22 protein-coding genes and 2 riboswitches are annotated in these 25167 nt (G+C 69.9%); of the genes, 8 read left to right on the forward strand and 14 right to left on the reverse strand.

The genetic code is table 11. From position 1 onward, the window contains the following. Positions 1-49 precede the first annotated feature (49 nt). The 4 genes from MWN33_RS19135 to MWN33_RS06430 all read right to left on the reverse strand — a co-directional run bounded on the left by MWN33_RS19135 (position 50) and on the right by MWN33_RS06430 (position 5381). Positions 50-661, reverse strand: coding sequence for a sarcosine oxidase subunit gamma (locus tag MWN33_RS19135; protein ID WP_247199593.1), 612 nt, complete (start codon positions 659-661; stop codon positions 50-52). Further along, positions 654-3632, reverse strand: a complete 2979-nt coding sequence (locus MWN33_RS06420) for a sarcosine oxidase subunit alpha family protein (protein WP_247199594.1) — start codon at positions 3630-3632, stop codon at positions 654-656. Before MWN33_RS06420 ends, MWN33_RS19135 begins: the two co-directional genes overlap by 8 nt. Then, positions 3629-3922: a sarcosine oxidase subunit delta gene (locus MWN33_RS06425; RefSeq protein WP_247199595.1), complete on the reverse strand. Its 294-nt coding sequence runs from the start codon at positions 3920-3922 to the stop codon at positions 3629-3631. Before MWN33_RS06425 ends, MWN33_RS06420 begins: the two co-directional genes overlap by 4 nt. 208 nt (positions 3923-4130) lie before the next feature. Further along, the gene (locus MWN33_RS06430; protein ID WP_247199596.1) at positions 4131-5381 is read right to left on the reverse strand and encodes a sarcosine oxidase subunit beta family protein; all 1251 of its coding nucleotides are present in this window, start codon (positions 5379-5381) and stop codon (positions 4131-4133) included. Between the two features lie 194 nt (positions 5382-5575). On the opposite strand from MWN33_RS06430, the gene MWN33_RS06435 reads away from it, so the two are divergent. The 3 genes from MWN33_RS06435 (at position 5576) to dcd (ending at position 7494) form a co-directional block, all read left to right on the forward strand. Next, a complete protein-coding gene (locus tag MWN33_RS06435; RefSeq protein ID WP_247199804.1) occupies positions 5576-6580 on the forward strand; it encodes a LysR family transcriptional regulator in 1005 nt (334 codons plus the stop codon). Positions 6581-6679: 99 nt separating this feature from the next. Beyond that, a complete protein-coding gene (locus MWN33_RS06440) occupies positions 6680-6937 on the forward strand; it encodes a hypothetical protein (RefSeq protein ID WP_247199597.1) in 258 nt (85 codons plus the stop codon). Further along, a complete protein-coding gene (gene dcd / locus MWN33_RS06445) occupies positions 6934-7494 on the forward strand; it encodes a dCTP deaminase (RefSeq protein ID WP_247199598.1) in 561 nt (186 codons plus the stop codon). The genes MWN33_RS06440 and dcd overlap by 4 nt, the downstream gene beginning before the upstream one ends. A 29-nt stretch (positions 7495-7523) precedes the next feature. On the opposite strand, the gene MWN33_RS06450 is transcribed toward dcd, so the two are convergent. The 4 genes from MWN33_RS06450 to MWN33_RS06465 all read right to left on the reverse strand — a co-directional run bounded on the left by MWN33_RS06450 (position 7524) and on the right by MWN33_RS06465 (position 11960). Continuing rightward, positions 7524-8735: a beta-ketoacyl-[acyl-carrier-protein] synthase family protein gene (locus MWN33_RS06450; RefSeq protein ID WP_247199599.1), complete on the reverse strand. Its 1212-nt coding sequence runs from the start codon at positions 8733-8735 to the stop codon at positions 7524-7526. Next, the gene (locus tag MWN33_RS06455) at positions 8735-9004 is read right to left on the reverse strand and encodes an acyl carrier protein (RefSeq protein WP_247199600.1); all 270 of its coding nucleotides are present in this window, start codon (positions 9002-9004) and stop codon (positions 8735-8737) included. Before MWN33_RS06455 ends, MWN33_RS06450 begins: the two co-directional genes overlap by 1 nt. A 144-nt stretch (positions 9005-9148) precedes the next feature. Further along, positions 9149-10606: a GH1 family beta-glucosidase gene (locus MWN33_RS06460; protein WP_247199601.1), complete on the reverse strand. Its 1458-nt coding sequence runs from the start codon at positions 10604-10606 to the stop codon at positions 9149-9151. A 19-nt stretch (positions 10607-10625) separates the two neighbouring features. Beyond that, on the reverse strand, positions 10626-11960 hold the full coding sequence (locus tag MWN33_RS06465) for a GntT/GntP/DsdX family permease (protein WP_247199602.1): 1335 nt from the start codon (positions 11958-11960) through the stop codon (positions 10626-10628). A gap of 225 nt (positions 11961-12185) precedes the next feature. Here MWN33_RS06465 and MWN33_RS06470 point away from each other — a divergent pair, with 225 nt between their 5' ends. Genes MWN33_RS06470 through MWN33_RS06480 form a run of 3 tightly spaced genes read left to right on the forward strand, consistent with a single transcriptional unit; the run spans position 12186 to position 15759 of the window. Then, complete coding sequence (locus tag MWN33_RS06470) at positions 12186-13574, forward strand: glycoside hydrolase family 5 protein (protein ID WP_247199603.1); 1389 nt, start codon at positions 12186-12188, stop codon at positions 13572-13574. Further along, entirely contained in the window at positions 13571-15085 is a 1515-nt protein-coding gene (locus MWN33_RS06475) for a malonate--CoA ligase (RefSeq protein ID WP_247199604.1), read from the forward strand. The genes MWN33_RS06470 and MWN33_RS06475 overlap by 4 nt, the downstream gene beginning before the upstream one ends. Positions 15086-15123: 38 nt before the next feature. Continuing rightward, positions 15124-15759: a LysE family translocator gene (locus tag MWN33_RS06480; RefSeq protein WP_247199605.1), complete on the forward strand. Its 636-nt coding sequence runs from the start codon at positions 15124-15126 to the stop codon at positions 15757-15759. A gap of 6 nt (positions 15760-15765) precedes the next feature. Here the strand turns inward: MWN33_RS06480 and MWN33_RS06485 are convergent, their stop codons facing one another. Next, the gene (locus MWN33_RS06485) at positions 15766-16041 is read right to left on the reverse strand and encodes a metal-sensitive transcriptional regulator (protein ID WP_247199606.1); all 276 of its coding nucleotides are present in this window, start codon (positions 16039-16041) and stop codon (positions 15766-15768) included. Positions 16042-16113: 72 nt separating this feature from the next. Here MWN33_RS06485 and MWN33_RS06490 point away from each other — a divergent pair, with 72 nt between their 5' ends. Further along, entirely contained in the window at positions 16114-18558 is a 2445-nt protein-coding gene (locus tag MWN33_RS06490; protein ID WP_281493576.1) for a heavy metal translocating P-type ATPase, read from the forward strand. On the opposite strand, the gene MWN33_RS06495 is transcribed toward MWN33_RS06490, so the two are convergent. The 5 genes from MWN33_RS06495 to nadA all read right to left on the reverse strand — a co-directional run bounded on the left by MWN33_RS06495 (position 18555) and on the right by nadA (position 24565). Further along, complete coding sequence (locus tag MWN33_RS06495) at positions 18555-19022, reverse strand: HD domain-containing protein (protein WP_247199607.1); 468 nt, start codon at positions 19020-19022, stop codon at positions 18555-18557. The two genes, MWN33_RS06490 and MWN33_RS06495, sit on opposite strands and share 4 nt — an antisense overlap. A 154-nt stretch (positions 19023-19176) precedes the next feature. Continuing rightward, positions 19177-20472: a D-amino acid dehydrogenase gene (locus MWN33_RS06500; RefSeq protein ID WP_247199608.1), complete on the reverse strand. Its 1296-nt coding sequence runs from the start codon at positions 20470-20472 to the stop codon at positions 19177-19179. Between the two features lie 73 nt (positions 20473-20545). Next, positions 20546-20666, reverse strand: a riboswitch (glycine riboswitch). A 1-nt stretch (position 20667) separates the two neighbouring features. Continuing rightward, positions 20668-20769, reverse strand: a riboswitch (glycine riboswitch). A 272-nt stretch (positions 20770-21041) separates the two neighbouring features. Continuing rightward, positions 21042-21899 (reverse strand): carboxylating nicotinate-nucleotide diphosphorylase, encoded by an 858-nt coding sequence (gene nadC / locus MWN33_RS06505; protein ID WP_247199609.1) that lies wholly within the window; start codon positions 21897-21899, stop codon positions 21042-21044. Between the two features lie 48 nt (positions 21900-21947). Beyond that, the gene (locus tag MWN33_RS06510; RefSeq protein WP_247199610.1) at positions 21948-23462 is read right to left on the reverse strand and encodes an L-aspartate oxidase; all 1515 of its coding nucleotides are present in this window, start codon (positions 23460-23462) and stop codon (positions 21948-21950) included. A 20-nt stretch (positions 23463-23482) separates the two neighbouring features. Beyond that, positions 23483-24565 carry a quinolinate synthase NadA gene (gene nadA / locus MWN33_RS06515; protein ID WP_247199611.1) on the reverse strand — a complete coding sequence of 361 codons (1083 nt, stop codon included), beginning with the start codon at positions 24563-24565 and terminating at the stop codon, positions 23483-23485. Between the two features lie 171 nt (positions 24566-24736). On the opposite strand from nadA, the gene MWN33_RS06520 reads away from it, so the two are divergent. Further along, positions 24737-25165 (forward strand): GNAT family acetyltransferase, encoded by a 429-nt coding sequence (locus tag MWN33_RS06520; RefSeq protein WP_247199612.1) that lies wholly within the window; start codon positions 24737-24739, stop codon positions 25163-25165. Positions 25166-25167: the final 2 nt, after the last annotated feature.

Raw genomic sequence — 25167 nt, forward strand, 5'->3', positions numbered from 1 at the left:
GGCTTCTAGGGGAGATGAGGCGACGGGGGAAGCGCGCGGCGCGCCGCCATCAACCTCGGCCCTCCAGACGAAGGCCGTATTCGGCTCCGGCACCGAGGAGGAAGCGGGTGAAGCTCGCCTCGAAGCTGCGCGCCACCAGCACGCGCCATCCCGTCTCGCCGCTGCGCCACAGGGTGGCGCCGATATGGGCGACGAGCGTGGTCGCCGCGTCGCCGACAGGGAATACACGCGGGTCGAGATCGACCGGCGCGCCCTTAGCGAGAAGGTCCGGCACGCGGGCGCCGGAGAGATCGAAAAGCACGAAGGCGTCGCTCTGCCCGGTGATGGCGGCCTCCGTCCCCAGCACCGCGCGCAGCGTGCCGGGAAGATCCGCCTCCGCGCGCGACAGCACGAGAAAGCGCCCCGGCCCGATGCCGACCACCGTGCTGCCGGAGCCGAAGCCGGCATGCGGGCGGTCGAGGCCCGGCCCGCCGAAGGCGCGGCCCAGCCGCTCGGCGACGCTGGCACCGAAGCCGTTGCGGGCGGCCACCAGCGCGATGAAGGGCTCCTCGGCGGTGGAGACGACGATGCCCGGTTCACCGGTGACGCCATAGGCGCCGGCAGGCGGAACGCGGTCGAAGGCGATACCCGCGAGCGGGTCGTGAGGCGAACGGTCAGCCACGCAGACGCTCCCCTTCCGGGTCGATGAAGCCGGGCGCGCAGATTTCTACTTCGAACTCCTCGCCGCGCACCGGGTCATAGGCGCGCACCCGCTCGCCGATGCGCTCCGGCCCGCGCACGATCAGGCCGAGGCCGATCCAGTGGCCGAGATGCGGGGAATAGGCGACCGAGGTCATGTAGCCCTCGTCATTGGCCGTCTCCGGCCTGGCGCCGAGGGGCAGGAAATGGGCGCCCGCCCGCAGCCGGCTGGAGCCGTTCACCGGGCGGAAACCGGCGAGGCAGGGTCGTGCGGGGTCGACGAGGCCGGGACGGCTGGCCATCACCCGGCCGATATAGTCCTTCTTCGTCGAGGCCATGCGGCCGAGGCCGAGGTCGCGCGCGGTGGTCTGGCCGGAGAGTTCGTTGCCCGACACATGGCCCTTCTCGATGCGCATCACGCCGAGCGCCTCGACGCCATAGGGCGTGATGGCGAATTCCTCGCCGGCCTGCATCAGCGCCTCGGCCAGTGCCGCACCCGAGCGGGCGGGCACCGCGATCTCATAGCCGAGCTCGCCGGAGAAGGAGAGGCGGAACAGCCGCGCCTCTACCCCGCCCATCACCCGTGCCTCCACGGCGCCCATGAAGGGCAGGCCCTCATTGGTCACGTCGACGCCGGTATCGACGATCTTCGCCAGCACCTGCCGGGAGCGCGGCCCGGCAATGGCGATCTGCGCCCATTGCTCGGAGACCGAGGCGAGGCTCACATCGAGCTCCGGCCACAGAACCTGCAGGCAGAATTCGAGATGCTGGTAGACCTTGGCGGCGTTCGCCGTCGTGGTCGTCATCACGTAATGCTCGGGGGCGACCCGCGCCGTGGTGCCGTCGTCCATCACGAAGCCGTCCTCGCGCAGCATCACGCCGTAGCGCGCCTTGCCGACGGCGAGGGTGGAGAAGGTGTTGATGTACACCCGGTCGAGCAGCGTGCCGGCATCCGGCCCCTGCAGGTCGATCTTGCCGAAGGTCGAGACGTCGATCAGCCCCACCGAGGCGCGCACCGCCTTCACCTCGCGCGAGACGGTTTCCAGCCAGTCGCGCTCGCCCTTGCGGGGGAAATATTGCGCGCGCAGCCACGCCCCGGTCTCAACGAACACGGCGCCCTGCGCCCGCGCCCATTCATGCGTCGGGGTAAGGCGCACCGGGCGGAAATCCTTGCCCCGGTGATGGCCGGCCAGCGCGCCGAGTGCGACCGGCGAATAAGGTGGGCGGAAGATCGTCGTGCCCGTCTCGGGAATGGAGGCGCCAGTGAGGCTCGCCATGATGGCAAGGCCGGTGACGTTGGAGGTGCGCCCCTGATCGGTCGCCATGCCGAGCGTGGTGTAGCGCTTGAGGTGCTCGACCGAGCGGAAGCCCTCGGCATGGGCGATGCCGACATCCTTGGCGGTAACGTCGTTCTGGAGATCCACGAAGGCGGGCCCGCGCGATTCACCCACATGCCAGAACGGGGTCAGCGCGAAGGGCGCGTCCTCGACCTGCGGCACGTCGAGCGGCGGCACCGGGAAGCCGAGCGCCCCGGCCGCCTCGGCGCCCTTGCCGGCGCCCTCCCGCAAGGCCGCGCCGAGGCCGAACGTGCCATTGGCGGCGCCCGCCACGGCGAGGCCCGGCGGGGTCGCTCCGGGTACGAAGGCCGCAAGAGCCTCGTTCCACGCCGGCTTGCCGCCATGGTGGCAGGTGAGGTGGACGCACGGCGACCAGCCGCCGGAGACGGCGAGCGTGTCGGCGGCGAGGCGCTCGCGTCCGCCGGGGGAGAGCACGTCGAAGCTGCGCAGCGTGCGCCCCTGCGTGGCGATCACCCGCGCCTCGGTGAAGACGCGGATGCCGCGCGCGCGGGCCGCCTCGACGAGTTCCGGCGCCACGTTCGGACGCACATCGACGACGGTCTCGACATTGGCGCCGGTGGCGGCGGCGTCCAGCATCTCGCGCCAGGCGCCGTCATTATTGGCGAACAGCGCGACGTGCCGGCCCGGCAGCACGGCATGGCGCTGCACATAGGTGCCGACCGCGCCGGCCAGCATCACGCCCGGCCGGTCGTTGCCGCCGAACACGATGGGCCGCTCGGTGGCGCCGGCCGCCAGCAAGGCGCGGCGCGCCACGATCCGCCACAGGCGCTGGCGCGGCTGGAAGGGCGCGGGAACGGCGAGATGATCGGCGACGCGCTCCAGCGCGCCATAGGTGCCCCCGTCATAGACGCCGAACACGGTGGTGCGGGTCATCAGCCGCACATTGGGCAGGCTCGCCAGCTCGGCGGCGACATGGGCGGCGAAGGCGGCGGCCGGCTGGCCGTGAACCTCGCCGGCCATGGTGTTGAGCCGCCCGCCCGGCAGGAAGTCTTCATCGGCGAGGATCACCCGCGCGCCGCTGCGCCCCGCCGCCAGCGCCGCCATAAGCCCGGCCGGGCCGGCGCCGATCACCAGCACGTCGCAGAAGGCAGTCGCCTTCTCGTAATGGTCGGGGTCGGCCTCCCGAGCGGCGCGCCCGAGGCCGGCGGCGCGGCGGATCACCGGCTCGTACAGCTTCTCCCAGAAGGCGGCCGGCCACATGAAGGTCTTGTAGTAGAAGCCCGCGCCGAGGAAGGGCGCGAGGAAGCGGTTGAGGCTGAGCAGGTCCAGCCCGAGCGAGGGCCAGCGGTTCTGGCTGGTCGCTTCCAGCCCGTCGAACAGCTCGGTCACGGTGGCGCGGCTGTTGGGCTCGCGCCTTGCGTCGGCGCGCAGCTCGACCAGCGCGTTCGGCTCCTCCGCCCCGGCCGAGAAGATGCCGCGCGGGCGGTGATATTTGAACGAGCGGCCGACCAACCGCACGCCATTCGCCAGCAGCGCGGAGGCGAGCGTGTCGCCGGCATAGCCGTGGTAGCGATGGCCGTCGAAGACGAAATCGAGCGGACGGGCGCGGTCGATCAGTCCGCCGGCCTCCAGCCGGTTGCGGTTGAGCCGGCTCATGATGCGGCTCCGGGCATATCCGCCTGCGTGGCGTCCCGGCGCGCCGGTTCGGCGGCCTCGATGGCGTGGGTGCGGGTGTCGCGCGTCAGGCGCAGCCACTGGCGGCAGCCATTGGCGTGGTACCACCATTCCTGATGCCGCCCGGCCGGGTTGTCGCGCAGATAGACGTAATCGTGGAACCGATCCGCAGCGTCGGCCGCCGCCGGGTCGGGGCGCGTGAGCGTGGCGTCGCCGAGATAGGCGAACTCATGGGCGTCGCGCGCGCCGCAATAGGGGCAGGGAATGCGCATCAGGCGGCACCTTCGGAAAGGCGGAGGGAAGAGGCAGGGACGCTGCGCGGGGTTTTATGCTGGGTCCCGGATCGGCGCTGCGCCTTGCGCAGCTTGTCCGGGAAACAGGCGATTCGTGTCCCGGGCGAGCGGAGGCGCAGCCGGAGCGAAGATCCGGGATCCAGCAGAGGCTCCGCCGCAGGCGTCGATATCGTAACAACCAGCCCCGTCAATGCAGGTTCGGCTGCGCGCCGACTCCCTTCTCGTCGATGAGGTGGCCGGTGCGGAAGCGGTCCAGCCGGAAGGCGCCGGCGGTCTCGTGCGGTGCGCCTGTCGCGATCAGATGGGCGAAGCACCAGCCCGAGGCCGGCGTCGCCTTGAAGCCGCCATAGCACCAGCCGGCGTTGAGGTAGAGCCCGGGCAGCGGCGTGCGGTCGATGATCGGCGAGCCGTCCATCGACATGTCCATGATGCCGCCCCACATGCGCAGCAGCCGCAGCCGGCCGATGCGCGGCATCAACGCCATGCCGCCCTCGGCGACATCCTCCACCACGGGCAGGTTGCCGCGCTGGGCGTAGGAGTTGTAGCCGTCTATGTCGCCGCCGAAGACCAGCCCGCCCTTGTCGGACTGCGAGATGTAGAAATGCCCGGCGCCGAAGGTGATCACCCCGTCGATCACCGGCTTCAGCCCCTCCGAGACGAAGGCTTGCAGCACGTGGCTTTCGATCGGCAGGCGCAGCCCGGCGAGCGCGGCGACGCGCGAGGAGTTGCCCGCCACGGCCAGCGCCACCTTGCCGGCGCGAATCGTGCCGCGCGTGGTCTCGACGCCGACGATGGCGTCGCCCTCGCGCAGGAAGCCCGTCACCTCGCAGTTCTGCACGATGTCGACGCCGCGCGTGTCGGCGCCCCGCGCGTAGCCCCACACCACGGCGTCGTGGCGGGCGGTGCCGGCGCGGCGCTGCAGCAGCCCGCCCTGAATGGGGAAGCGCGCATTGTCGAAGTCGAGGAACGGGTACATGGCCCGCACGCGGCGCCTGTCGAGCAGCTCGGAATCGACGCCGGCGAGCCGCATGGCGTTGCCGCGCCGGGCATAGGCATCGCGCTGGGCGTCGGAATGGAACAGATTGAGGATACCGCGCTGGCTCACCATCGCGTTGTAGTTCAGCTCCTGCTCCAGCCCTTCCCAGAGCTTCATCGACCACTCGTAGAACGGCTCGTTGCCCGGCAGCAGGTAGTTGGAGCGGATGATGGTGGTGTTCCGCCCGGCATTGCCCGAGCCGATATAGCTCTTCTCGATCACCGCGACATTGGTGATGCCGTGCACCTTGGCGAGGTAATAGGCGGTCGCCAGCCCATGCCCGCCGCCGCCGACGATGATCACGTCATAGGCGGGCTTCGGCGCGGCGTCGCGCCAGGCCGGCGTCCAGCCCTTCTGGCCGGTCAGCCCGTTGGCGAGGAGGCTCAGGAAGGAATAGCGCATGAAGGGCTCGCTGGCGGATACGGCAGAAAGCTATAGATCACCGCCGATCCGGTGATAATATAAGTTTTGGTTATATAGAGCCGTACATTGTCATGGCCGGGCTTGACCCGGCCATCCACGTCCTCGCCGGCAACATCGTGGATGCCCGGCTCAAGGCCGGGCATGACGAAAGTTTTCATTGGATCGCCGCCCGCATGCCCCCCGCCGACACGCTGCCCTTCGACCTGCGCGCGCTGGAGCTGTTCCTCGCGGTGTGCGACGCCGGCACCATGGCGCAGGCGGCGCGCCGGCTGGGGCTGACCCAGCCCGCCGTCTCCCAGTCCATCGCCGACATGGAGCGGCGCATCGGCATCGCGCTGTTCGACCGCCGCGCCCGCCCGCTCGCGCTCACCGCCGCCGGCGGCGCGCTGCGCCAGCGGGCGAGCGCGCTGCTCTCGGAAGCCCGCCAGATCGCCCCGCTGCTGCGCGAGGCCGGCCATGCCCGGCTGCCGCTGCTGCGCGCCGGCCTCGTCGATTCGCTCTCGCGCGTGCTGATGGCGCCGCTCGCCCGCGCGCTCGGCGAGCGGGCCGATCAGGTCTCGCTGCTCTCGGGGCTGACCGCCTCGCATGCCGGGGCGCTGCTGACCCGCCAGCTCGACCTGCTGGTCGGCGCCGACGACCTCGACGAGATCGAGGGGCTGGAGCGCTGGCCGCTCGTCACCGAGCCCTATGTGCTGCTGCTGCCCGCCGCGCTGCCCGCCCCGGCGCGGGTGGCGGACCTCGCCGAACTCGCCCGTCAGGCGCCGCTGGTGCGCTTTTCCGCCCGCTCCAAGACTGGCATGGAGGTGGAGCGGCATCTGCGCCGGCTGCGGCTTGACCTGCCGCGCCCGCTGGAATTCGACACGCCCTATGGCGTCACCAGCGCGGTGGCGGACGGGGCGGGCTTTGCCGTGACCACGCCGCTCTGCCTGCTGGAGGCCGGCCTGCCGCTCGACGGCCTCGCCTGCCATGCGCTGCCCGGGCCGGGGCTGACCCGCCATCTCACCCTGATCGCCCGCCGGCAGGAGCTCGGCCGCCTGCCGCGCGAGGTCGCCGCCTTCTGCCGCGCCCGGCTGGAGGCGCAGCGCCCCGCGCTCGCCGCGCGGGTCGGCGGCGAGCTGGCGGGCGAGTTCCGGGTGGAGGGGGCACAACTGAGCCTGTCTCATGAAACAAAAAATTAACTGTATGTTCATGTTTTGTTCCGTATGTTAACGATCTTTCAACCAAGAGAATGCGTTGATTACGTATCGATTCGATCAGCGCTATAGGGAGACACGGCGATGCAACTCAAGGTGCATGAAGTTGGTGCCGGACTTCACCCGAGTGAGGTAATCATTGCGGTGGAAACTGTGGAGGGAACGCGACGCCTGATTGTATCGAGGCGCTCTATCGAGCAAGAGTATATTGATGTCGGTCTGATTCGTTCGCGTGGTCAAGATGAGCTTCTCATCGAGTTGCCTCGCGAAACACAGAACGGCGAATGGCGTGTTTGGGTGCGTAAGGGACAGGTTCGAAATTTAGAGAAAGTTTCAGCGTGATTCTGACAGATCGCGAAATCCAGATTGCTCTCCAAAAGGGCTTGATCACTATCAACCCGGCGCCGAAGCTCGATGAAGCATTTAGTTCAACGAGTGTAGATTTGCGGCTTGGAGAGCATCTGATTTTGTTCCGAGATACAAAGCCGTATCTGGGAAATAACGCGATCGATCCAACGCATCCTAGTTACGATTACGCAACTGCTCTCTCCGAAATCTCGGATAGGCAGAGTATTCCAGTAGATGGCTTTAATCTCAACCCAGGCAAGTTGATATTGGGTTGGACCGTCGAAGAAATTGATCTGCCGATTACAAGCCGTGTCGCAGCCCGCGTTGAAGGAAAAAGCTCGTTGGCACGCTTGGGTCTCTGCGTGCATATGACGGCGCCGACTATCCATGCGGGATTTCAGGGCTATATCCAGCTTGAAATTGTCAATCAGGGGCCCCGTCCAATCACTCTCAAGGCTGGCATGCGAATTTGTCAGCTGATCTTTGAGACAACCTTGGGCACTCCCTCAAAAGGTTATGATGGCCAATTCATTGGTCAGGCGGCTGTTTAGTCCGCATTTTTTTCCGTTTAGTAGCTAGCCTAATCGTAGCGCTTCAGCGCCAGCACGGCGTTGAGCCCGCCGAAGGCGAAGCTGGACGAGATGGCCGCCTCGATCCGGGCCTCGCGCGCGGCGTTCGGCACGCAGTCGAGGTCGCAGTCGGGGTCGAATTCGCGGAAGCCCATGGTCGGCGGCAGGAAGCCCTCGCGCAGCGCCAGCACCGTGGTCACGAAGTCGAGCGCGCCCGAGGCGTTCATCGTGTGGCCGTATTGCGACTTCGACGAGGAGACCGGCAGCTTGGTCAGATGCGCGCCGAAGACGTGGCGCAGCGCCGCCGTCTCGGTCCTGTCGTTCAGCGCGGTGGCGGTGCCGTGGGCGCTGACATAGCCGACCTGCTCTGGCGCAAGGCCCGCGTCCTCCAGCGCGAAGGCCATCGCCGCCGCCGCGCTCGCCATGTCGGGAGCGGTGATGTCCATGCCGTCGGCGCTCATGCCGAAGCCGACCAGCTCGGCATGGATGGTGGCGCCCCGGGCGCGCGCCCGCTCCAGGTTCTCCAGCACCACGGCGCCGGCGCCCTCGCCGATGACGAGGCCGGCGCGGTCCTTCGAGAACGGGCGGCAGCCGTCGGGGGAGAGCACGCGCAGCGCCTCCCAGCTCTTGAGCATGCCGTAGGTGAGCTGCGATTCCGCCCCGCCCGAGATGGCGACGTCCAGCATGCCGGCCCGCACCATGTGGAAGGCGGTGCCGATGGCGTGCGCCGCCGAGGAGCAGGCCGAGGCGATGGCGAAGGCGGGGCCGTGAATGCCCAGATCCATGGTGATGTGGCTCACCTGCCCGCTCGGCATGGCGCGCGGCACGGTGAAGGGATGCGGGCGCGGGGCGCCTTCGGCGTAGAGCTTGCGGTAGCTGTCGTCGACGGCGTGCGAGCCGACCGAGGCGGCGAAGATGGCGCCGACGCGGTGGCGCGCCGCGCCCTCCAGCACCGGGCCGGCATCGGCCAGTGCCTGCCGGGCGGCGACGACGGCGAATTGCGAGGTGCGGTCGACGAGGCCGAGCTGGCGCGGGTCGAAATGGGCCTCCGGCACGAAGCCGCGCACCTCGGCGGAGATCTTCGTCTTCATCGAGGAGACGTCGACGCCCTGCGTCTCGCCGATGCCGACCGTTCCGGCACGCAGGCCCGCCAGATGCGCCGCCACGTCGTTGCCGAGCGCGGAGAGCGAGCCCAGCCCTGTTACCGCCACCCGCGCGGTCATCAGGCGATCTTGGCCTTCTGCGCGGCGAGCAGGTCGGCAACGTGGTCGACCAGCGTGCCGACGGTCACGTCGTTGCCGTTCAGCGGGCCGTCATTGGGGATCTCGATGCCGAAGCGGGTTTCCAGCTTGAAGATGGTCTCGATCAGGTCGAGCGAGGAGATGCCGAGCTCGGCGACCGGCGTGTCCGGCGTCAGCAGGCTCGAATCGACCCCGACCTCGCCGGAGATGAAGTCGACGATTTCGGCGACGGCGGGATCGTTGGTCTGCATGGTCTGCTCTGTCTCAATGGGCGGCGCGAGGCCGGGAATGCCCTTGGCTGCCGCTATAGAAAGGCGCTTCGGACCGCTGCGTCAAATGACCGACATATGTGTAGGGCGCATGTCACCCGCGTGACCGGCGCGGCCCCGTCCCTCTCACGGCTGCGCGCCGGCGGCATGCGCCTTGATGAGTTGGGAGAGATAGAGGGCGGAGGATTTCGGCGTGCGCTTCTGGGTGGCGAAGTCGACATTGACCACCCCGAAGCGGCGACGCTCGCCCTCCGCCCATTCGAAATTGTCGAGCAGCGACCATGCGAAATAGCCGTTCAGCGCGCAGCCCTGCGCGATCGCCTGGCTCGCGGCCACCAGATGGGCGCGGATATATTCGGTGCGCTCGGGATCGTGCACCAGCCCGGCGGCGGGGGCGGGGTCCTCGTAGCAGGCGCCGTTCTCGGTGACGAAGACCGGCGGGTTGCCGTAGCTGTCGCGCAGCCGCGCCAGCACCTCGACCAGCCCCTGCGCGAGGATCGGCCAGCCCAGCAGCGTGCGCGGCGTGCCCTCCGGCACCGCGCCGTAGCCGGCCTGCGCGAGGAAGGCGGCGGGGTCGTGCTTGATCCAGGAGGGGCCGTAATAGTTCACGCCGAGGAAATCCACCGGCACGCGGATCTGCTCCATGTCGCCGCCCTTCACGAGCTGGGCGAACACGCCGTCGAAGGGCGCGGGGTAGCGGCCGTGGAACAGCGGGTCGAGGTTGATGGTGTTCCAGCAGGCGTCGAAGCGCTGGGCGGCGGCGATGTCGGCCGGGTCCTGCGAGGAGGGGTAGATGGGCTGCAGCGAGAACACTGTGCCGAGCTTGAGGTCGCTCCGGATGGCGCGGATGGCGCGGATGCCGGCGCCCTGCGCCAGATTCTGGTTGTGCTGCGCCATCACATAGCTCGGCCAGCCGGTGAGCCCCGGCGCGTGGTTGCCGAAGCCGTGGCCGAAGATGGCGTGCACCGAGGGCTCGTTCAGCATGGCCCAGGGCTTCACCCGGTCGCCCAGCTTGTTGACCGCCGCCACCGCGTAGTCGGCGAACCACCCGGCCATGTCGCGATTGTGCCAGCCGCCGCGATCCTGCAGCGCCTGCGGCAGGTCCCAGTGATAGAGGCAGGCCATGGGCAGGATGCCGCGCGCCAGCAGCTTGTCGACGAGACGGTCGTAGAAATCGAGACCGGCCGGGTTCACCGGGCCGGTGCCGTCCGGCATCACGCGCGGCCAGGCGATGGAGAAGCGGTAGGCCTGCAGGCCCAGCCGCGCCATCAGGTCGACGTCCTCGGCGTAGCGGTTGTAGTGGTCGCAGGCGACGTCGCCATTGGTGCCGTCGGCGATGCGGCCGGGCGTGTGCGAGAAGGTGTCCCAGATGGAGGGCTTGCGCCCGCCTTCCGTCACCGCGCCCTCGATCTGGTAGGACGAGGTCGAGGCGCCCCACACGAAGCCGCGCGGCAGGCGCGGCGTGCCGGCGGGTTCCAGCGGCGTCACGCCTGTCGGGGCGTCCTGCGCGGCGGCGAGGCCCGGCAGCACGGGAAGCGCGGCGGCGGCCGCGGCGGAAGCGAGGAAGTCTCGGCGGCGAAGCATCGGCGCGGTCCTTCGGTCCTCAGGCGGTGGCGAGGCGCACGGCGATCAGCACGGCGAGCGCGAGAACGCCCTGCGCCAGCGCGCCGAGCGACAGGCGGGCCAGCGTGCCGCCCGGCGAGAAGCGCCCCGCCCGCGTCACCAGCCAGAACAGGGCGTCATTGATCTGCGGCAGCGTCATGGCGCCCGCCCCGACCGCCAGCGCGGCGAGCGTGCGGCCCATCGCGTCGCCGAGGCCGAGCGGCTCGACGAGCTCCATCATCATGCCGGCGCTCGTGATCGAGGCCACCAGCGAGGAGCCTTGCAGCGTCTTGATGATCGCGGCGAGCGCGAAGGGCACCAGCAGAACCAGCGGACCGGCGGTGGGAACGTAGTCCAGCGCCCATTCCGCCATCATCTCGGCCGTGCCGGTCTCCTGCACCACCTTGGAGAGTCCGGCGGCGGCGCCGACCACGAGGAGGAGAGGGGCGGCCTTGGCGAGCGCGCGGGCGGCCCAGCCGCCTTCGCCCAGCCCGCCCGGCTCCCAGCTCCAGCTCAGGAGGACGAGCAGCAGCGGGCCGATCGCCAGCAGCAGCGCCGGGGCGCCGAGCGCGAGGATGAAATGGCGGTCATTGCCGCCGCCGAAGGGTTCGGAGGCGATGTCGCCGAGCGACTGCACGATGAGCAGCCCCACCAGCACGAGGCTGACCAGCAGCAGCGCCAGCGCCCCGCGCCCCGGCGCGACAAGCGTGCCGCCGTCGATGGTGGCGGCGGTGTCCGGCGGGTTGGGCGCCCCGCTCGCGGTGAGGCGGGCGAAGAAGGCGCCGAGCAGCACGGAAAGCACCGCCGCCGGCAGGCCGACCGCCACCGCCAGACCCCAGTCGGCCTTCAATATGGTGAGGCTCGCCAGCACGACCGGGGCCGGGATCAGCAGCCCGTGCGCCGCCGAGAGCGAGAGGCCGAGCGTCAGCGCCGAGCGCGGGCTGTCGCCGCCGATGCCGCGCCGCAGCGGATTGAGCACGGCGAAGACGGCGGCCGGGTTCGAGCCCATGCCGCCGATCAGGCCGAGCAGGGCCAGCGGCGGCGCCCGCCAGCGCCAGCCGCGCGCCATCTGCTGCAGCCGCGCCGTGGCGCCGGTGCCGTCGGCGATCTCCGCCATCAGCGCGCCGGCGATAATGAGAAGCCCGAGCCCGGCCAGAGACTGGCTGAAGCCGAGGCCGAAATTCTTCACCACATAGCTCAGCGACCAGCCGATGCCGGCATTGAAGGCGAAGGCGGCGGCCAGCAAGGCGAGGAAGGGATGCACCCGCCCGCGCGCCGTGACCAGCGCGAAAACGGCCACGACGGCAAGGAAGATGGCGGCGTAGTTCAGATACATGGCGGCTTCGGGATGGCGCTGGGGCGGGGGCGGGAGGGTATTTCGACGGTAGCTGCACGCTTAGCCTGCCCCGGGCGCGCTGTCACCGTGGCAGAGGGGCGAAGACGCTCGCATTTCCGTTAGGTCATCGTCGTATCGTCGCCCGCCGCATCACGGCTGGGCGAGCGGCGCGAAGGGCCGCGTTCCGCCATTGCCGCGCGGCGCGCGCTTTAATAGGTTCCCGGCATGATCGCCCGCCTCGCTCCCCCCGCCGCCCTCGTCGTCGCCCTTCTGGCCCTCGCGTTTGCCGCCGCGCCGCCGGCGTGCGCGCAGACGCCCGATGCCGCCGCCCCGACATCCGCCGCCCCGACATCCGCCGCCCCGACGTCCGCCGCCCCGACGTCAGCCTCCCCCGCGCCCGGCTTCGTGCGCGCCGAGGGCACGCGCTTCGTCCGCCCGGACGGCTCGACCTTCCTCATCAAGGGCATGAGCTTCGGCAACTGGCTGCTGCCGGAAGGCTACATGTTCAAGTTCACGGTCCAGCGCTCGCCGCAGGACATCGAGGACGTGATCGAGTACCTCGCCGGCCCGGAGGAGGCCGCGCGCTTCTGGAAGGATTTTCGCAACGCGTATATTCAGGAGGAGGACGTCGCCTTCCTCTCGGCGGCCGGCTTCACCACGGTGCGCGTGCCGCTGCACTGGAAGTTCTTCCTCGACCCGGCCAATCCCGACAAGGTGGACCCGAACGGCGAGGGCTGGGCGCTGATCGACCGGCTGGTCGGCTGGGCCAAGGCGCACGACATCAAGCTGATCCTCGACATCCACGCCGCCCCCGGCGGGCAGACCGGCGTGAACCATGACGACGGCGTCGGCTATCCGCTCACCTTCTACGTGCCGGAGTTCAAGCGCCGCACCATCACAATGTGGCGGGCCATCGCCGAGCGCTACCGGGACGAGACCGCCGTGCTCGGCTACGACCTGCTCAATGAGCCGATCACGCCCTATCACGACACGGATTTCCTGAATTCGCGGCTGGAGCCGTTTTACCGCGATCTCGTCACCGCGATCCGCGAGGTCGACCCCAACCACCCGATCATGCTGGCGGGCGCCCAGTGGAGCACGAATTTCGACGTGTTCGGCCCGCCCTTCGCGGAAAACCTCGGCTACACCTACCACATGTTCTGGGCCGCCCCGCAGCGCAGCTCGATCCAGAAATACGTCAACTTCGCCAATCGCTGGCAGGTGCCGATCTTCATCGGCGAGACCGGCGAATTGAACGACGAATGGAATGCGCAGTTCCGCGCGCTCAACGAGCGCCTCGGCCTCGGCTGGAGCTTCTGGACCTACAAGAACCTCGACACGCCCTCCACCGTCTCCTCCATCACCCGACCGGCGGGCTGGGACGCCATCGCCCTGTTCGGCAGCGTGCCGAAGAGCCAGTGGCCCTCCATGGAGAAGCCCCCGCGCGAGGAGGTGGTGGCGACGCTGCGCCGCTACATCGAGAATGCGCGCTTCGCCAACACCACGATACGCGGCGGCTACATCGCCTCGCTCGGCCTCAAGGTGCCCTGCGTGAAGGTGGCCGCCATCGAGACGCCCGCCGGGATTTCCGCCACGGACACCGCCTGCCCATGACCAATCACCTCATCGACACGCTCCGCGCCCGCCGGGGCGATTCTTCGCGCCTGTTCATCGAGACGGCGGACGGCGCGCGCCTTACCTATGCCGACGCCGAGCGCCGTTCCGCGCAATACGCCAACGCCTTCGTGGCGCTGGGGCTGAAGCCTGGCGACCGGCTGGTGCTGCAGGCGGAGAAGAGCGTCGAGGCGGTGTTCGCCTATCTCGGCGCGGTGCGCGCGGGCGGCGTGTTCCTGCCACTCAACACCGCCTATACGCCGCCGGAGGTGGAGTATTTCCTCGGCGACGCGCAGGCGGCCATCTTCGTCTGCGATCCCGCCAGCGAGGCCGCACTGGCGCCAATCGCCGCGGCGCAGGGCTGCCCCCGTGTGCTGACGCTGGACGCGCAGGGCGAGGGCACCCTGCGTGACGCGGCGGATGCCGCCGGGACGGATTTCGCCGACGTGCCGCGCGGGCCGGACGACCTCGCCGCGCTGCTCTACACCTCCGGCACGACGGGCCGCTCCAAGGGTGCGATGCTCACCCACGACAACCTCGCCTCCAACGCGCTGGCCCTCGTCGAGACCTGGCGCTTCACGCCGGACGACGTGCTGATCCACGCGCTGCCGATCTTCCACACGCATGGGCTGTTCGTCGCCATCAACGTGACGCTGGCGGCCGGCTCGTCGATGATCTTCCTGCCGAAGTTCGATCCAGAGCTGGTTCTGAAGCTGATGGCGCGCGCCAGCGTGCTGATGGGCGTTCCGACCTTCTATGTCCGGCTGCTGAAATCGCCCGGTCTCACCCCCGAGGCGGCCGCGCGCATGCGCCTGTTCATCTCCGGCTCGGCGCCACTGCTGGCCGAGACGCACCGCGAATGGCGGGCGCGCACAAACCACGCCATTCTCGAACGCTACGGCATGACCGAGACCGGCATGAACACCTCAAACCCCTATGAGGGCGAGCGCATCGCCGGCACGGTCGGTTTCCCCCTGCCGGGGGTGAGCCTGCGCGTCGTCGCGCCGGAGAGCGGGGAAGAGCTGGGCGCCGGCGAGATCGGCATGATCGAGGTGAAGGGCCCGAACGTCTTTAGCGGCTACTGGCGCCTGCCGGAGAAGACGGCGGCCGAGTTCCACGACGGCTGGTTCATCACCGGCGACCTCGGGCTGATCGGGCCGGATGGCTATGTGCAGATCGTCGGGCGCGGCAAGGACCTCGTGATTTCGGGCGGCTACAACGTCTACCCCAAGGAGATCGAGACCGAGATCGACGCGCTGCCCGGCGTGATCGAGAGCGCGGTGATCGGGATCGCCCATCCCGATTTCGGCGAGGGCGTCACCGCCGTCGTGGTCGCCCGCCCGGACGCGACGCTCGACGAGAAATCGGTGATCGACGCGCTGGAGGGCCGCCTCGCCCGCTACAAATGCCCCAAGCGCGTGATCTTCCTCGACGACCTGCCCCGCAACACCATGGGCAAGGTGCAGAAGAACCTGCTGCGCGAGCAGTACAAGGGGCTGTACGGTAGCTGAATGGGCGCCACCGAGGGCGCCTGCGAGGGGAGGGCGGCATGCCGCGCACCGAACTGTTCCTGGCCTTCCTCGCCACGGCGGGCCTTTTCGCCTGCATTCCCGGCCCGGCCATGCTGTACACGGCGGCGCAGACGCTGGCGCGCGGCCGTCTGTCCGGCCTGACGGCGGTGCTCGGCCTGCATCTGGGCTGCTACGGCCATGTGGTGGCCGCCGCCGCCGGCCTCTCCGTCCTGTTCCACGCGGTGCCGCTGCTCTACACGGGCGTGAAGCTGGCGGGCGCCGCCTATCTGGTGTGGCTCGGCATCGGCATGTTCCGCTCCCGCGGGCAGGGCACGGAGGCCGCCGTGCCGGCGCCCGTCGCCAAGTCGGCCCGTCGCGCCTTTCTCGAGAGCGTGGCGGTCGAGCTGCTGAATCCCAAGACGGCGCTGTTCTTCGTGGCGCTGCTGCCGCAGTTCATCGATCCGGCGGCCAGCCTGCCGGTCTGGGCGCAGTTTCTCGTGCTCGGAACGATCGTGAATGTGATGTTCACCTCCGCCGATCTCGTCTGCGTGCTGCTGGCGGGGGCGCTGGTCGAGAGGCTGCGCCGCTCGGGCCGTGCGCAACGCCTCATGCGGCGGGCCGGCGGGGCGGTGCTGGTCGGCCTCGGCACGCATCTCGCCCTGCAGCGAAACTGACCCGCCTCAGCCCTTGAGCTTGCCGAGCACCTCGATCAGCTCGGAGACCTTGGCGCGCTGCTGGTCGGCGTCGCCGGACTGTATCGCGTGCTCGACGCAATGGCCGACATGGTCGCGCAGCACCTGCTCCTCGACCTTCTTCAGCGCCGCCCGCACCGCCGCGACCTGCGTCACGATGTCGATGCAGTAGCGGTTGTCCTCGACCATGCGGGAGAGGCCACGCACCTGTCCCTCGATCCGGCTCAGGCGCTTCAGGCAGGCGGTGCGGGTGTCGTTCTGCATGCTTGCCATATACCCTGTCGGGGTATATATCGCAAGGGTCAGATACCTCATAGGGGTATGCAGGAGGGCGCCATGACGCAGAAGGATCACGATCACGCGGCGCAGGGCCCGAAGGCGGCCGGCGGCTCCTGCTGCGGCGGCGCCCATGATGACGGCGCCCACGGCCACGCCCATTCGCACGATCACGGACATGGTCACGCCCCCGCGGCGACCCCCGCCGCCGGGGCGCACATGGCGAAGGACCCCGTCTGCGGCATGGAGGTCGACCCGCACACCGCGACGCTGAAGGCCGAGCACAAGGGCCTCACCTATTATTTCTGCGCCCCGGGCTGCCGGACCAAGTTCATCGCCAACCCGGAAAAATATCTCGGCGACAGGGCGCCGGCCGAGCCGGTGCCGGAGGGCACGGAATATACCTGTCCCATGCACCCGGAGATCCGCCAGATCGGTCCCGGTAGCTGCCCGATCTGCGGCATGGCGCTGGAACCCTTGCTGGTCAGCCTCGATTCCGGGCCGAACCACGAACTGATCGACATGACGCGCCGGTTCTGGATCGGCCTCGCGCTCACCGTCCCGGTCTTCGCGTTGGAAATGGGCGCCCATCTGGTGCCGGCGCTGCACCATCTCGTGCCGCCGGGCGTATCGAGCATCATCCAGCTCGCTCTGGCCACGCCCGTGGTGCTGTGGGCCGGTTGGCCTTTTTTCGTGCGTGGGTGGCAGTCGCTCGTCACGCGCAATCTCAACATGTTCACGCTGATCGCCATCGGCACCGGCGTCGCCTATCTCTACAGCCTCGTCGCGGTCTTTGCGCCGGGCCTGTTCCCGGCCGCCTTCCGGGGGGCGGACGGCACGGTGGCGGTCTATTTCGAGGCCGCCGCCGTCATCACCGTGCTGGTGTTGCTCGGCCAGGTGCTGGAGCTGCGCGCCCGCGAGCAGACCTCCGGCGCCATCCGGGCGCTGCTCGACCTCGCGCCGAAGACGGCGCTGCGCATCAATGCCGACGAGAGCGAGGAGGAGATCGCGCTCGATCAGGTCGGCGTCGGCGACCGGCTGCGCGTGCGGCCGGGCGAGAAGGTGCCGGCGGACGGCATTGTGGTGGAGGGCCGTTCGGCGGTGGACGAATCCCTCGTCACCGGCGAATCCATGCCCGTCACCAAGGGCGAGGGCGACGGCGTGATCGGCGGCACGCTCAACCGCTCCGGCGGCCTCGTCATCCGCGCCGAGAAGATCGGCCGCGACACCATGCTCGCGCGCATCGTGCAGATGGTCTCGCAGGCGCAGCGCTCGCGCGCGCCGATCCAGCGCCTCGCCGACCGTATCGCCGGCTGGTTCGTCCCGATGGTGGTCGCCTGCGCGGTACTCGCCTTCCTTGCCTGGGCGGTATTCGGGCCGGAACCGCGCCTCGCCCATGCGCTCATCGCGGCGGTGGCGGTGCTCATCATCGCCTGCCCCTGCGCGCTCGGCCTCGCCACGCCGATGTCGATCATGGTCGGCGTCGGGCGCGGCGCGCAGATGGGCGTGCTCATCCGCGACGCCGAGGCGCTGGAGCGGCTGGAGAAGGTCGACACGCTGGTGGTCGACAAGACCGGCACGCTCACCGAGGGCGCGCCCTCCGTCACCGCCATCGTCACCGCCGAGGGGTTCGAGGACGCCGGGGCGCTACGCCTTGCGGCCGCCGTCGAACGTCTCTCCGAGCATCCGCTGGCGCGCGCCATCGTTACGGCGGCGCAGGAGCGGGGCATCGACCTTCCCAAGGTGCGGGGCTTCGACAGCCCCGTCGGCAAGGGCGCCTACGGCCTCGTCGAAGGCAAGCGCGTGGTCATCGGCAGTGCGGCCTTCCTCAAGGAGCTGGGCATCGATGCGGCGCCGCTCGAAGGCCGCGCCGACGAGCTGCGCCGCGAGGGCGCCAGCGCGATCTTCCTCGCGGTGAACGGCACGCCCGCTGCCGCCATCGCCATCGCCGATCCGGTGAAGGCGACGACGCCGCAGGCGCTGGCCGATCTCGCGGCCGAGGGCATCCGCGTCGTCATGCTCACGGGCGACAATCGCACCACGGCGCAGGCGGTGGCCCGCCGGCTCGGCATCGGTGAGGTCGAGGCGGAGGTCGCCCCGGACGAGAAGGCCGCCGTGGTGGCGCGCCTGAAGCGCGAGGGCCGCGTCGTCGCCATGGCCGGCGACGGGGTGAACGACGCCCCCGCGCTCGCCAGCGCCGATGTCGGCATCGCCATGGGCACGGGCACCGATGTCGCCATCGAGAGCGCCGGGGTAACGCTGCTGCGTGGCGACCTCACCGGCATCGTCACGGCGCGCCGGCTGTCGCAGGCGACGATGCGCAACATCCGGCAGAACCTGTTCTTCGCCTTCCTCTACAACGGCGCCGGCGTGCCCATCGCGGCGGGCGTGCTCTATCCCGTCTTCGGCCTGCTGCTCTCGCCCATGGTGGCGGCGCTCGCCATGGCGCTGTCCTCGGTCAGCGTGATCGGCAACGCCCTGCGCCTGCGCGCGGTGAAGCTCTAGGCGCGGGCGTCGCAGGCGGCGAGCCCGGCTTCCAGCAGGAGCCGGGCGGGCTCGTAGCGCGCGGCGAGGCGCTGCGGCCCGTCGGCCAGCGCGGCGACGCGTTCGGGTGCGCGGTTGTCCTCATTGTCGGCCAGCTTCACCCGGATCACCGCGCGGTCGCCGCTGCGCGCCAGCTCGCCGATCCAGTCGAGATAGTCCGAACCCGCCGGGCGCGTCACCGCCGCCACGATGCGGCAGGTCTCTTCCGGCACGCCGAGCGCGCGCAAATCCTGTTCCGTCACGCCGCAATCCTCGATGGCGTCGTGCAACCACGCGGCGGCGATCTCCTCGGCGCCGGCATCCGGCCAGCGGCGGCGCAGATTGGCGGCGACGCTCCGGAGATGGCCGATATAGGGCTGGCCGGCCTTGTCGAACTGGCCTTCGTGCAGCCGGCGCGCCAGCGCGGCGGCGTCCGCCTCGTTCATCCCGCTTCTCCCCAGGGAATGCCGGCACTGTGCGGCACCGCCCCTCGAAAAGCAAAACCCCCGCCCCCGGCGCGAGCCGGGGACGGGGGATGGAGCCGGAAGGGATCGGCTCGGACCCGGACGGCGGGGGCGTCCGGGTGGGGGGCAGGCGGACCTATTCGGCGGCGATGCGCAGCATCGGGGCCGGGGTCTCGATCGGCATGGCATCGGCGACCGTCTCGGCGATGATCTGCGCGGTGGCGCAGGAGAGCGTCCAGCCGAGATGCCCGTGGCCGGTGTTGTAGAACACGCCCGGCCGCTTGCCGGCGGCCACGCGCGGCATCATGTCCGGCAGCATCGGGCGCAGGCCGGCCCAGGGCACCACCTTCTCGGTCGAGACGCCGGGGAACAGCCGGCGCGTCCAGTCCACCAGCGGGCGGATGCGGTCGGCGCGGATGTCGCGGTTCTCGCCGTTGAACTCGGCGGTGCCCGCCACGCGGAAGCGGTCGCGGCCGAGGCGCGAGGTGACGATCTTGGTCTTGTCGTCCAGTAGGCTGACCCACGGCGCGCCGTTCTGGCTCTGCTCGTCGTCCAGCATCACGGTGATCGAATAGCCCTTGACCGGATAGATGTTCACCCGGTCGCCGAGGCCGGCGGCGATGGCGCGCGAGCCGATGCCCGCGCACACCACCACGCCGTCGAAGCGCAGCGTCTCGCGCACCGGCGGCCGGTCCTCGGCGTCGGGCGCCACGGTGAAGGTCACCTCGACGCCGGTGCCGTCCGACCCCTTGCCGTCATGGCGCACGCTTTCCACGCTCGCCTCGCTGACGAAACGCACGCGCCGGCGCCGGCAGACTTCCGCGAGGCCGAAGGTGAATTGGTGGATGTCGCCGGTGGAATCGGAGGGAGTGAAGAAGCCGCCATAGAAGTCGCCGTGCAGCGTCGGCTCGATGGCGCGGATTTCGGCCGGCGTCACCTCGCGGCGCTCCAGCCCGCCCTGCGCGTAGAGCGCGGAGACCTTGCGGGCATTATCCTGGGCGGCCTTGTCGCGGTAGACGTGCAGGATGCCGCGCTTTTCGAGGTTGAAGTCGATGCCCTCGCGCGCGGCGATGTCGAACATGTAGTCGCGCGCCTTGATGGCGAGGCGCGTGGTCTCGACCGTGTTCGCCGTGTAGTTCGGGATGTTGCCGAGGAATTCGGCCATCCAGGAATATTTGTGCCAGGAGGGCTTGGGGTTCATCAGCAGCGGGGCGTCCGGCGTGAACATCCATTTGATGCCCTTGAGCACGGTCGCCCAGGAATTCCACACCTCGGCATTGGAGGCGGAGAGCTGGCCGCCATTGGCGAAGGAGGTTTCCATCGCGGCATAGCGCTGGCGGTCGATGACGGTGACGTCGTAGCCCTTCTCGTTGAGGGCGTAGGCAGTGGTGATTCCGGTGATACCGGCACCGATAACGGCAATCTGGCGCATGGGAGGCTCCCGCGCTTGAGGACCACAAGGCGTGAGCGCGGGCGTTTCCGCAAAGCGCTCAGCCGGCTGTCCCCAATCTGTCGCGGTACCTGAGAGCTCGCCCCGAGACGAAGCGGCGATGCCGCCTTCCCGGGCTTCCCCTTCGGTGGACGTCCTGACGCCTGTGACGGGCGTCGACGCCTCTCTCCAGATTGTCCTGATTATGCGGTCCGTGGTGCCTGAGAGTTTCCTGGGGGGTTGCTCCGTCGGCGCCGACACATGTCCGGGAGGACTGTCGGTCTCTCCCGCATAACCATTAGCAGACGCTTATATGCATCGCACAAAAGCATGCCTCATTCAAGGGCAGCGACCCGCGCGCGCGGCATGGCGGGCCTGCTACCTTGGCAGGGGGGCGTCGTATCCCGGACGCCTGTAGCGTCGTCGGAAGGCGAGCCGGGACCCGCCGGAAAACGCTTCGCCGAACATGCTTATGGCGCGGTTGGAGGAGGCGAGGTATCGCCGAAGTGTTTCTCCTGGGTCCCGGCTCCACGCGCCGGCTGCGCCGCCGCCTGGCCGGGACACCGTGCCGCTTACACGCTCGCCGCGTCGAGCCCGAGATCGAGGATCGGGGCGGAGTGGGTGATCCAGCCGACCGAGATGAGGTCCACCCCGCTCGCCGCGATGGGCCCGACCGTCTCGCGCGACACCCGGCCCGAGGCTTCCGTCAGCGCCCGGCCATTCACCAGCGCGACCGCCTTGGCGAGGGTGGCCGGGTCCATATTGTCGAGCAGCACCGCGTCGACGCCTTCGGCCAGCGCGGCGTCGAGCTGCGCCAGCGTGTCGACCTCGACCTCGATCTTCACCATGTGGCCGGCATGGGCCTTCGCCGCGCGGATGGCCGGGGCAACGCCGCCGGCGACGGCGATGTGGTTGTCCTTGATCAGCACCGCATCGTCGAGGCCGAAGCGGTGATTGGAGCCGCCGCCCGCCTTCACCGCGTGCTTTTCCAGCGCCCGCAGCCCCGGCGTCGTCTTGCGCGTGCAGACGATCTGCGCGTTGCCATGCGCGCGGGCGATCTCGACGAGGCCGGCGGTGGCGGTGGCGATGCCGGACATGCGGCAGGCGATGTTGAGCGCCACCCGCTCTCCCGTGAGGATGGAGCGGGCCGGGCCGGAAAGCCGCATCACCACGTCGCCCGGCGCCACCGACGCGCCGTCGCCGCGCACGATTTCGGCCTTCACCGAGGGGTCGACCAGCGCGAAGGCGATCACCGCCGCGTCGAGGCCGGCGACGACGCCCGGCTGGCGCGAGGCGATCACCGCCTCGAAACGGGCCTCGGCGGGTATGACGGCACCGCTCGTCACGTCGCCGGCGCGGCCGAGATCTTCCAGCAGCGCGGCGCGCACGATCGGCTCGACCAGCAGGCGGGGCAGGGGGGAGAGGGTCATGGTGTCACTCGCAATCGGTTTCCGTCCGCGTTCGCGGTCGACGTGGCGTCACGCCACGCGCCGCTCCTGTGCGGCGTCGCAGGACCGGATGTCGGCCAGCAGGGTCTGCGAATGGCTGGCCTGCGCGGCGGGGGCGGGATGGTCGGCGCGGAAATGGCCGCCCCGGCTTTCCTCCCGGCGCAGCGCCGCCTCGGTGATGGCCAGCGCCACCAGCGAGAGGTCGTCGCCGGTGGCGTCGGCCAGCTCGCCGAGCCGGCCGGCGGCCTCCTCCAGCCCCTGCGCGTCGCGCACTACGCCCACCTTCAGGTCCATCAGCGCGCGGATTTCGGCGCGTGCCGGCGAGAGCGGGCGCGGCGCCGGCGCCGCGAGACCGGGTGCGCACGTCGGCATGGGCGCGCCGGCGATGTCCTCGGCGATCCAGCGTCCATAGGCGAGCGCTTCCAGCAGCGAATTGCTGGCGAGCCGGTTCGCCCCGTGCAGCCCGGTGGAGGCCACCTCGCCGCAGGCCCACAGGCCCGCAACGCTGGCGCGCCCGGCATCGTCCACCTTGACGCCGCCCATGTGGTAATGCGCCGCCGGCCGCACCGGGATCGGCTCGCGCGCGGGGTCGAGCCCGTTGGCCCGGCACAGCGCGACGACGCCGGGGAAGCGGCTCTCGATGTCGCGCATCCGGGCGTCCAGCACCACGCGCCGGCCGTCGGCGATCTCGGCGAAGATGGCGCGGGCCACCACGTCGCGCGGCGCCAGCTCCTGCCCCGGCACATCGGCCATGAAGCGTTCGCCGCGCTCGTTGAACAGCCTGGCGCCTTCCCCGCGCAGCGCCTCAGTGGCGAGTGGCATCGGGTCGGCGCCTACCGCCATGGCGGTCGGGTGAAACTGCACGAACTCCATGTCGCGGAGCACCGCCCCGGCACGCGCCGCCAGCGCGAGGCCGCCGCCGGTGGCACCGAGCGGGTTGGTGGTGGAGCCGTAGAGCCCGCCGAGACCGCCGGTCGCCAGCACCACGGCGCGGGCGGGCAGCGGGAGGAGGCGTCCCTCGCGGTCGCGCGCGGCGATGCCGGCGACGCGGCCCTGCGCGTCGCTCAGCAGCGCGGTCGCCCGCCAGCCTTCCATCACGTGGATGGAGGGGCAGGCGCGGGCGGCGCGCGCCAGCGTTTCCAGCACGACGCGGCCGGTGCCGTCGCCGTCCGCATGCACGATGCGCCGGCGCGAATGGGCGGCCTCCAGCCCGAGGGCGAGGCTGCCATTGGCGTTGCGATCGAACGGCGTGCCGATGTCGAGCAGCCAGTCGATGGAGGCGGGCGCGGCGCCCGCCACCCGGCGCGCCACATGCGGCTCGGAAAGCCCGGCCCCGGCGGTCAGCGTGTCGATGGCGTGGAAATCCGGCCGGTCGTCCGCGCCGATGGCGGCGGCGATGCCGCCCTGCGCCCAGCCGGTCGCCGCCTCGCTGCCGAGCGGGGAGGCGACGACGAGGGTGACGGGCAGCGGCGCCAGATGCAGCGCGGTGGCGAGGCCGGCGACCCCGCCGCCGACCACGACGACATTCTGCGGCGAATGGTTCACGAAGCGATCCTCTCCCGCGATCAGCGGATGGCGAGCATGCGTTCGACGGCGAGCCGGGCGCGGCCGGCCACGGCGGGATCGATCTCGACCTGCGTGGTCATGGTCTCCAGCGCGCGGCGGATCGCCGGCAGGGTGATGCGCCGCATGTGCGGGCACAGGTTGCACGGGCGCACGAACTCGACGTCGGGATGGTCCACCGCGACATTGTCGGCCATGGAGCATTCGGTGATCAGCACCACGCGGGCGGGCTTCTCGTCGCGCACATAATCGGCCATGCCGGCGGTCGAGCCGGCATAGTCGGCCTCCGCCACCACCTCGGGCGGGCATTCGGGATGGGCGAGCACGATCACGCCGGGATGCGCCTCGCGCAGGTCGCGAATGTCCTGCGGGGTGAAGCGCTCATGCACCTCGCAATGGCCCTTCCAGGCGATCAGCTCGATCTCCGGCACGTCCTTCTGCACGTTGCGGGCGAGGTATTCGTCCGGCAGCATGAGGATGCGGTTGACGCCCCATTCCTTGGCCACGTGGCGCACCACCTTCACGGCGTTGCCGGAGGTGCAGCAATAGTCGCTCTCCGCCTTCACCTCGGCCGAGGTGTTGACATAGGTGACGACCGGCACGCCGGGATAATGCTTGCGCAGCAGGCGGATATCCTCCGCCGTGATGCTCTCGGCCAGCGAGCAGCCGGCCTTGCTGTCGGGGATCAGCACGGTCTTGGAGGGGTTCAGCAGCTTGGCGGTCTCGGCCATGAAATGCACGCCCGCCATGACGATGACGTCGGCGTCGACCGTCACCGCCTCGCGGGCGAGGGCGAGAGAGTCGCCGACGATGTCGGCCACCGTGTTGAAGATCTCGGGCGCCTGATAGTTATGGCCGAGCACGACGGCGTTGCGCTCGCGCTTCAGGCGTTCGATCGCCTCGACCTCGCGGGCGACCAGCGGCCATTCCGCCGGCGTCAGGTGCTTGGACACGCGGGCATAGAGATGGGGAAGCGGGAGCGCCGCGGGGCTGGCGGCGGGCGCCAAGCCGTGCACGAAACCGGTGGAGCCGGCGGCGATGGGCTCGCCGCCGTCGCGGCGGGCCGCCACGTTCAGGTCCAGCATCGCATCCTCCCTTATGCTCGTTTTGAGTATAATTTGGGCCAAAGAGAACCGGGCTCCAAGCCCGGCGATCCTGCTTATGCTAGGACTGAGTATAAGTCGCTGTCAACAGTTCGTCACAAATCGGGCCATTGGATTTTTTGGGTGTCGGCAGGGCTGCGGGAGAATGCAGGAATGACGTTGAAGATCGAGCCCGCGCGGGAGGCGGACGAGCGGGCCGTGGTGTATCTGTGGCGTGCCTGCGGGCTGACCGTGCCGTGCAACGATCCGGCGACGGATTTCCGCTTCGCGCGGGCCGGCGCCAGCTCGGAGGTGCTGGTGGCCCGGCTCGAATGCGGCCGCGTCTGCGCCAGCGCCATGGTCGGCCATGACGGGCATCGCGGCTGGCTCTATTACGTCGCGGTCGATCCCATGCTGCAGCGCCAGGGCGTCGGCGCCTCGATCGTCGCGGCGGCCGAGGACTGGCTGAAGGCGCGCGGCGTGGTCAAGGCGCAGCTTCTGGTGCGCGAGACCAATAGGGCGGTCGTCGCCTTCTACGAGAAGCTCGGCTTCGAGGTCGCCCCGCGCATCGTCATGGCGAAGTGGATCGACGGGCGTGATTGATC

Source organism: Ancylobacter koreensis (assembly GCF_023016525.1).
Taxonomy (GTDB): Bacteria; Pseudomonadota; Alphaproteobacteria; order Rhizobiales; family Xanthobacteraceae; genus Ancylobacter; species Ancylobacter koreensis.

Coding starts and splice junctions, on each gene's coding strand:
- MWN33_RS06420 (WP_247199594.1), bottom strand. CDS start 3,632: ATGAGCCGGCTCAACCGCAACCGGCTGGAGGCCGGCGGACTGATCGAC.
- MWN33_RS06425 (WP_247199595.1), bottom strand. CDS start 3,922: ATGCGCATTCCCTGCCCCTATTGCGGCGCGCGCGACGCCCATGAGTTC.
- MWN33_RS06430 (WP_247199596.1), bottom strand. CDS start 5,381: ATGCGCTATTCCTTCCTGAGCCTCCTCGCCAACGGGCTGACCGGCCAG.
- MWN33_RS06435 (WP_247199804.1), top strand. CDS start 5,576: ATGCCCCCCGCCGACACGCTGCCCTTCGACCTGCGCGCGCTGGAGCTG.
- MWN33_RS06440 (WP_247199597.1), top strand. CDS start 6,680: ATGCAACTCAAGGTGCATGAAGTTGGTGCCGGACTTCACCCGAGTGAG.
- MWN33_RS06450 (WP_247199599.1), bottom strand. CDS start 8,735: ATGACCGCGCGGGTGGCGGTAACAGGGCTGGGCTCGCTCTCCGCGCTC.
- MWN33_RS06455 (WP_247199600.1), bottom strand. CDS start 9,004: ATGCAGACCAACGATCCCGCCGTCGCCGAAATCGTCGACTTCATCTCC.
- MWN33_RS06460 (WP_247199601.1), bottom strand. CDS start 10,606: ATGCTTCGCCGCCGAGACTTCCTCGCTTCCGCCGCGGCCGCCGCCGCG.
- MWN33_RS06465 (WP_247199602.1), bottom strand. CDS start 11,960: ATGTATCTGAACTACGCCGCCATCTTCCTTGCCGTCGTGGCCGTTTTC.
- MWN33_RS06470 (WP_247199603.1), top strand. CDS start 12,186: ATGATCGCCCGCCTCGCTCCCCCCGCCGCCCTCGTCGTCGCCCTTCTG.
- MWN33_RS06475 (WP_247199604.1), top strand. CDS start 13,571: ATGACCAATCACCTCATCGACACGCTCCGCGCCCGCCGGGGCGATTCT.
- MWN33_RS06480 (WP_247199605.1), top strand. CDS start 15,124: ATGCCGCGCACCGAACTGTTCCTGGCCTTCCTCGCCACGGCGGGCCTT.
- MWN33_RS06485 (WP_247199606.1), bottom strand. CDS start 16,041: ATGCAGAACGACACCCGCACCGCCTGCCTGAAGCGCCTGAGCCGGATC.
- MWN33_RS06490 (WP_281493576.1), top strand. CDS start 16,114: ATGACGCAGAAGGATCACGATCACGCGGCGCAGGGCCCGAAGGCGGCC.
- MWN33_RS06495 (WP_247199607.1), bottom strand. CDS start 19,022: ATGAACGAGGCGGACGCCGCCGCGCTGGCGCGCCGGCTGCACGAAGGC.
- MWN33_RS06500 (WP_247199608.1), bottom strand. CDS start 20,472: ATGCGCCAGATTGCCGTTATCGGTGCCGGTATCACCGGAATCACCACT.
- nadC (WP_247199609.1), bottom strand. CDS start 21,899: ATGACCCTCTCCCCCCTGCCCCGCCTGCTGGTCGAGCCGATCGTGCGC.
- nadA (WP_247199611.1), bottom strand. CDS start 24,565: ATGCTGGACCTGAACGTGGCGGCCCGCCGCGACGGCGGCGAGCCCATC.
- MWN33_RS06520 (WP_247199612.1), top strand. CDS start 24,737: ATGACGTTGAAGATCGAGCCCGCGCGGGAGGCGGACGAGCGGGCCGTG.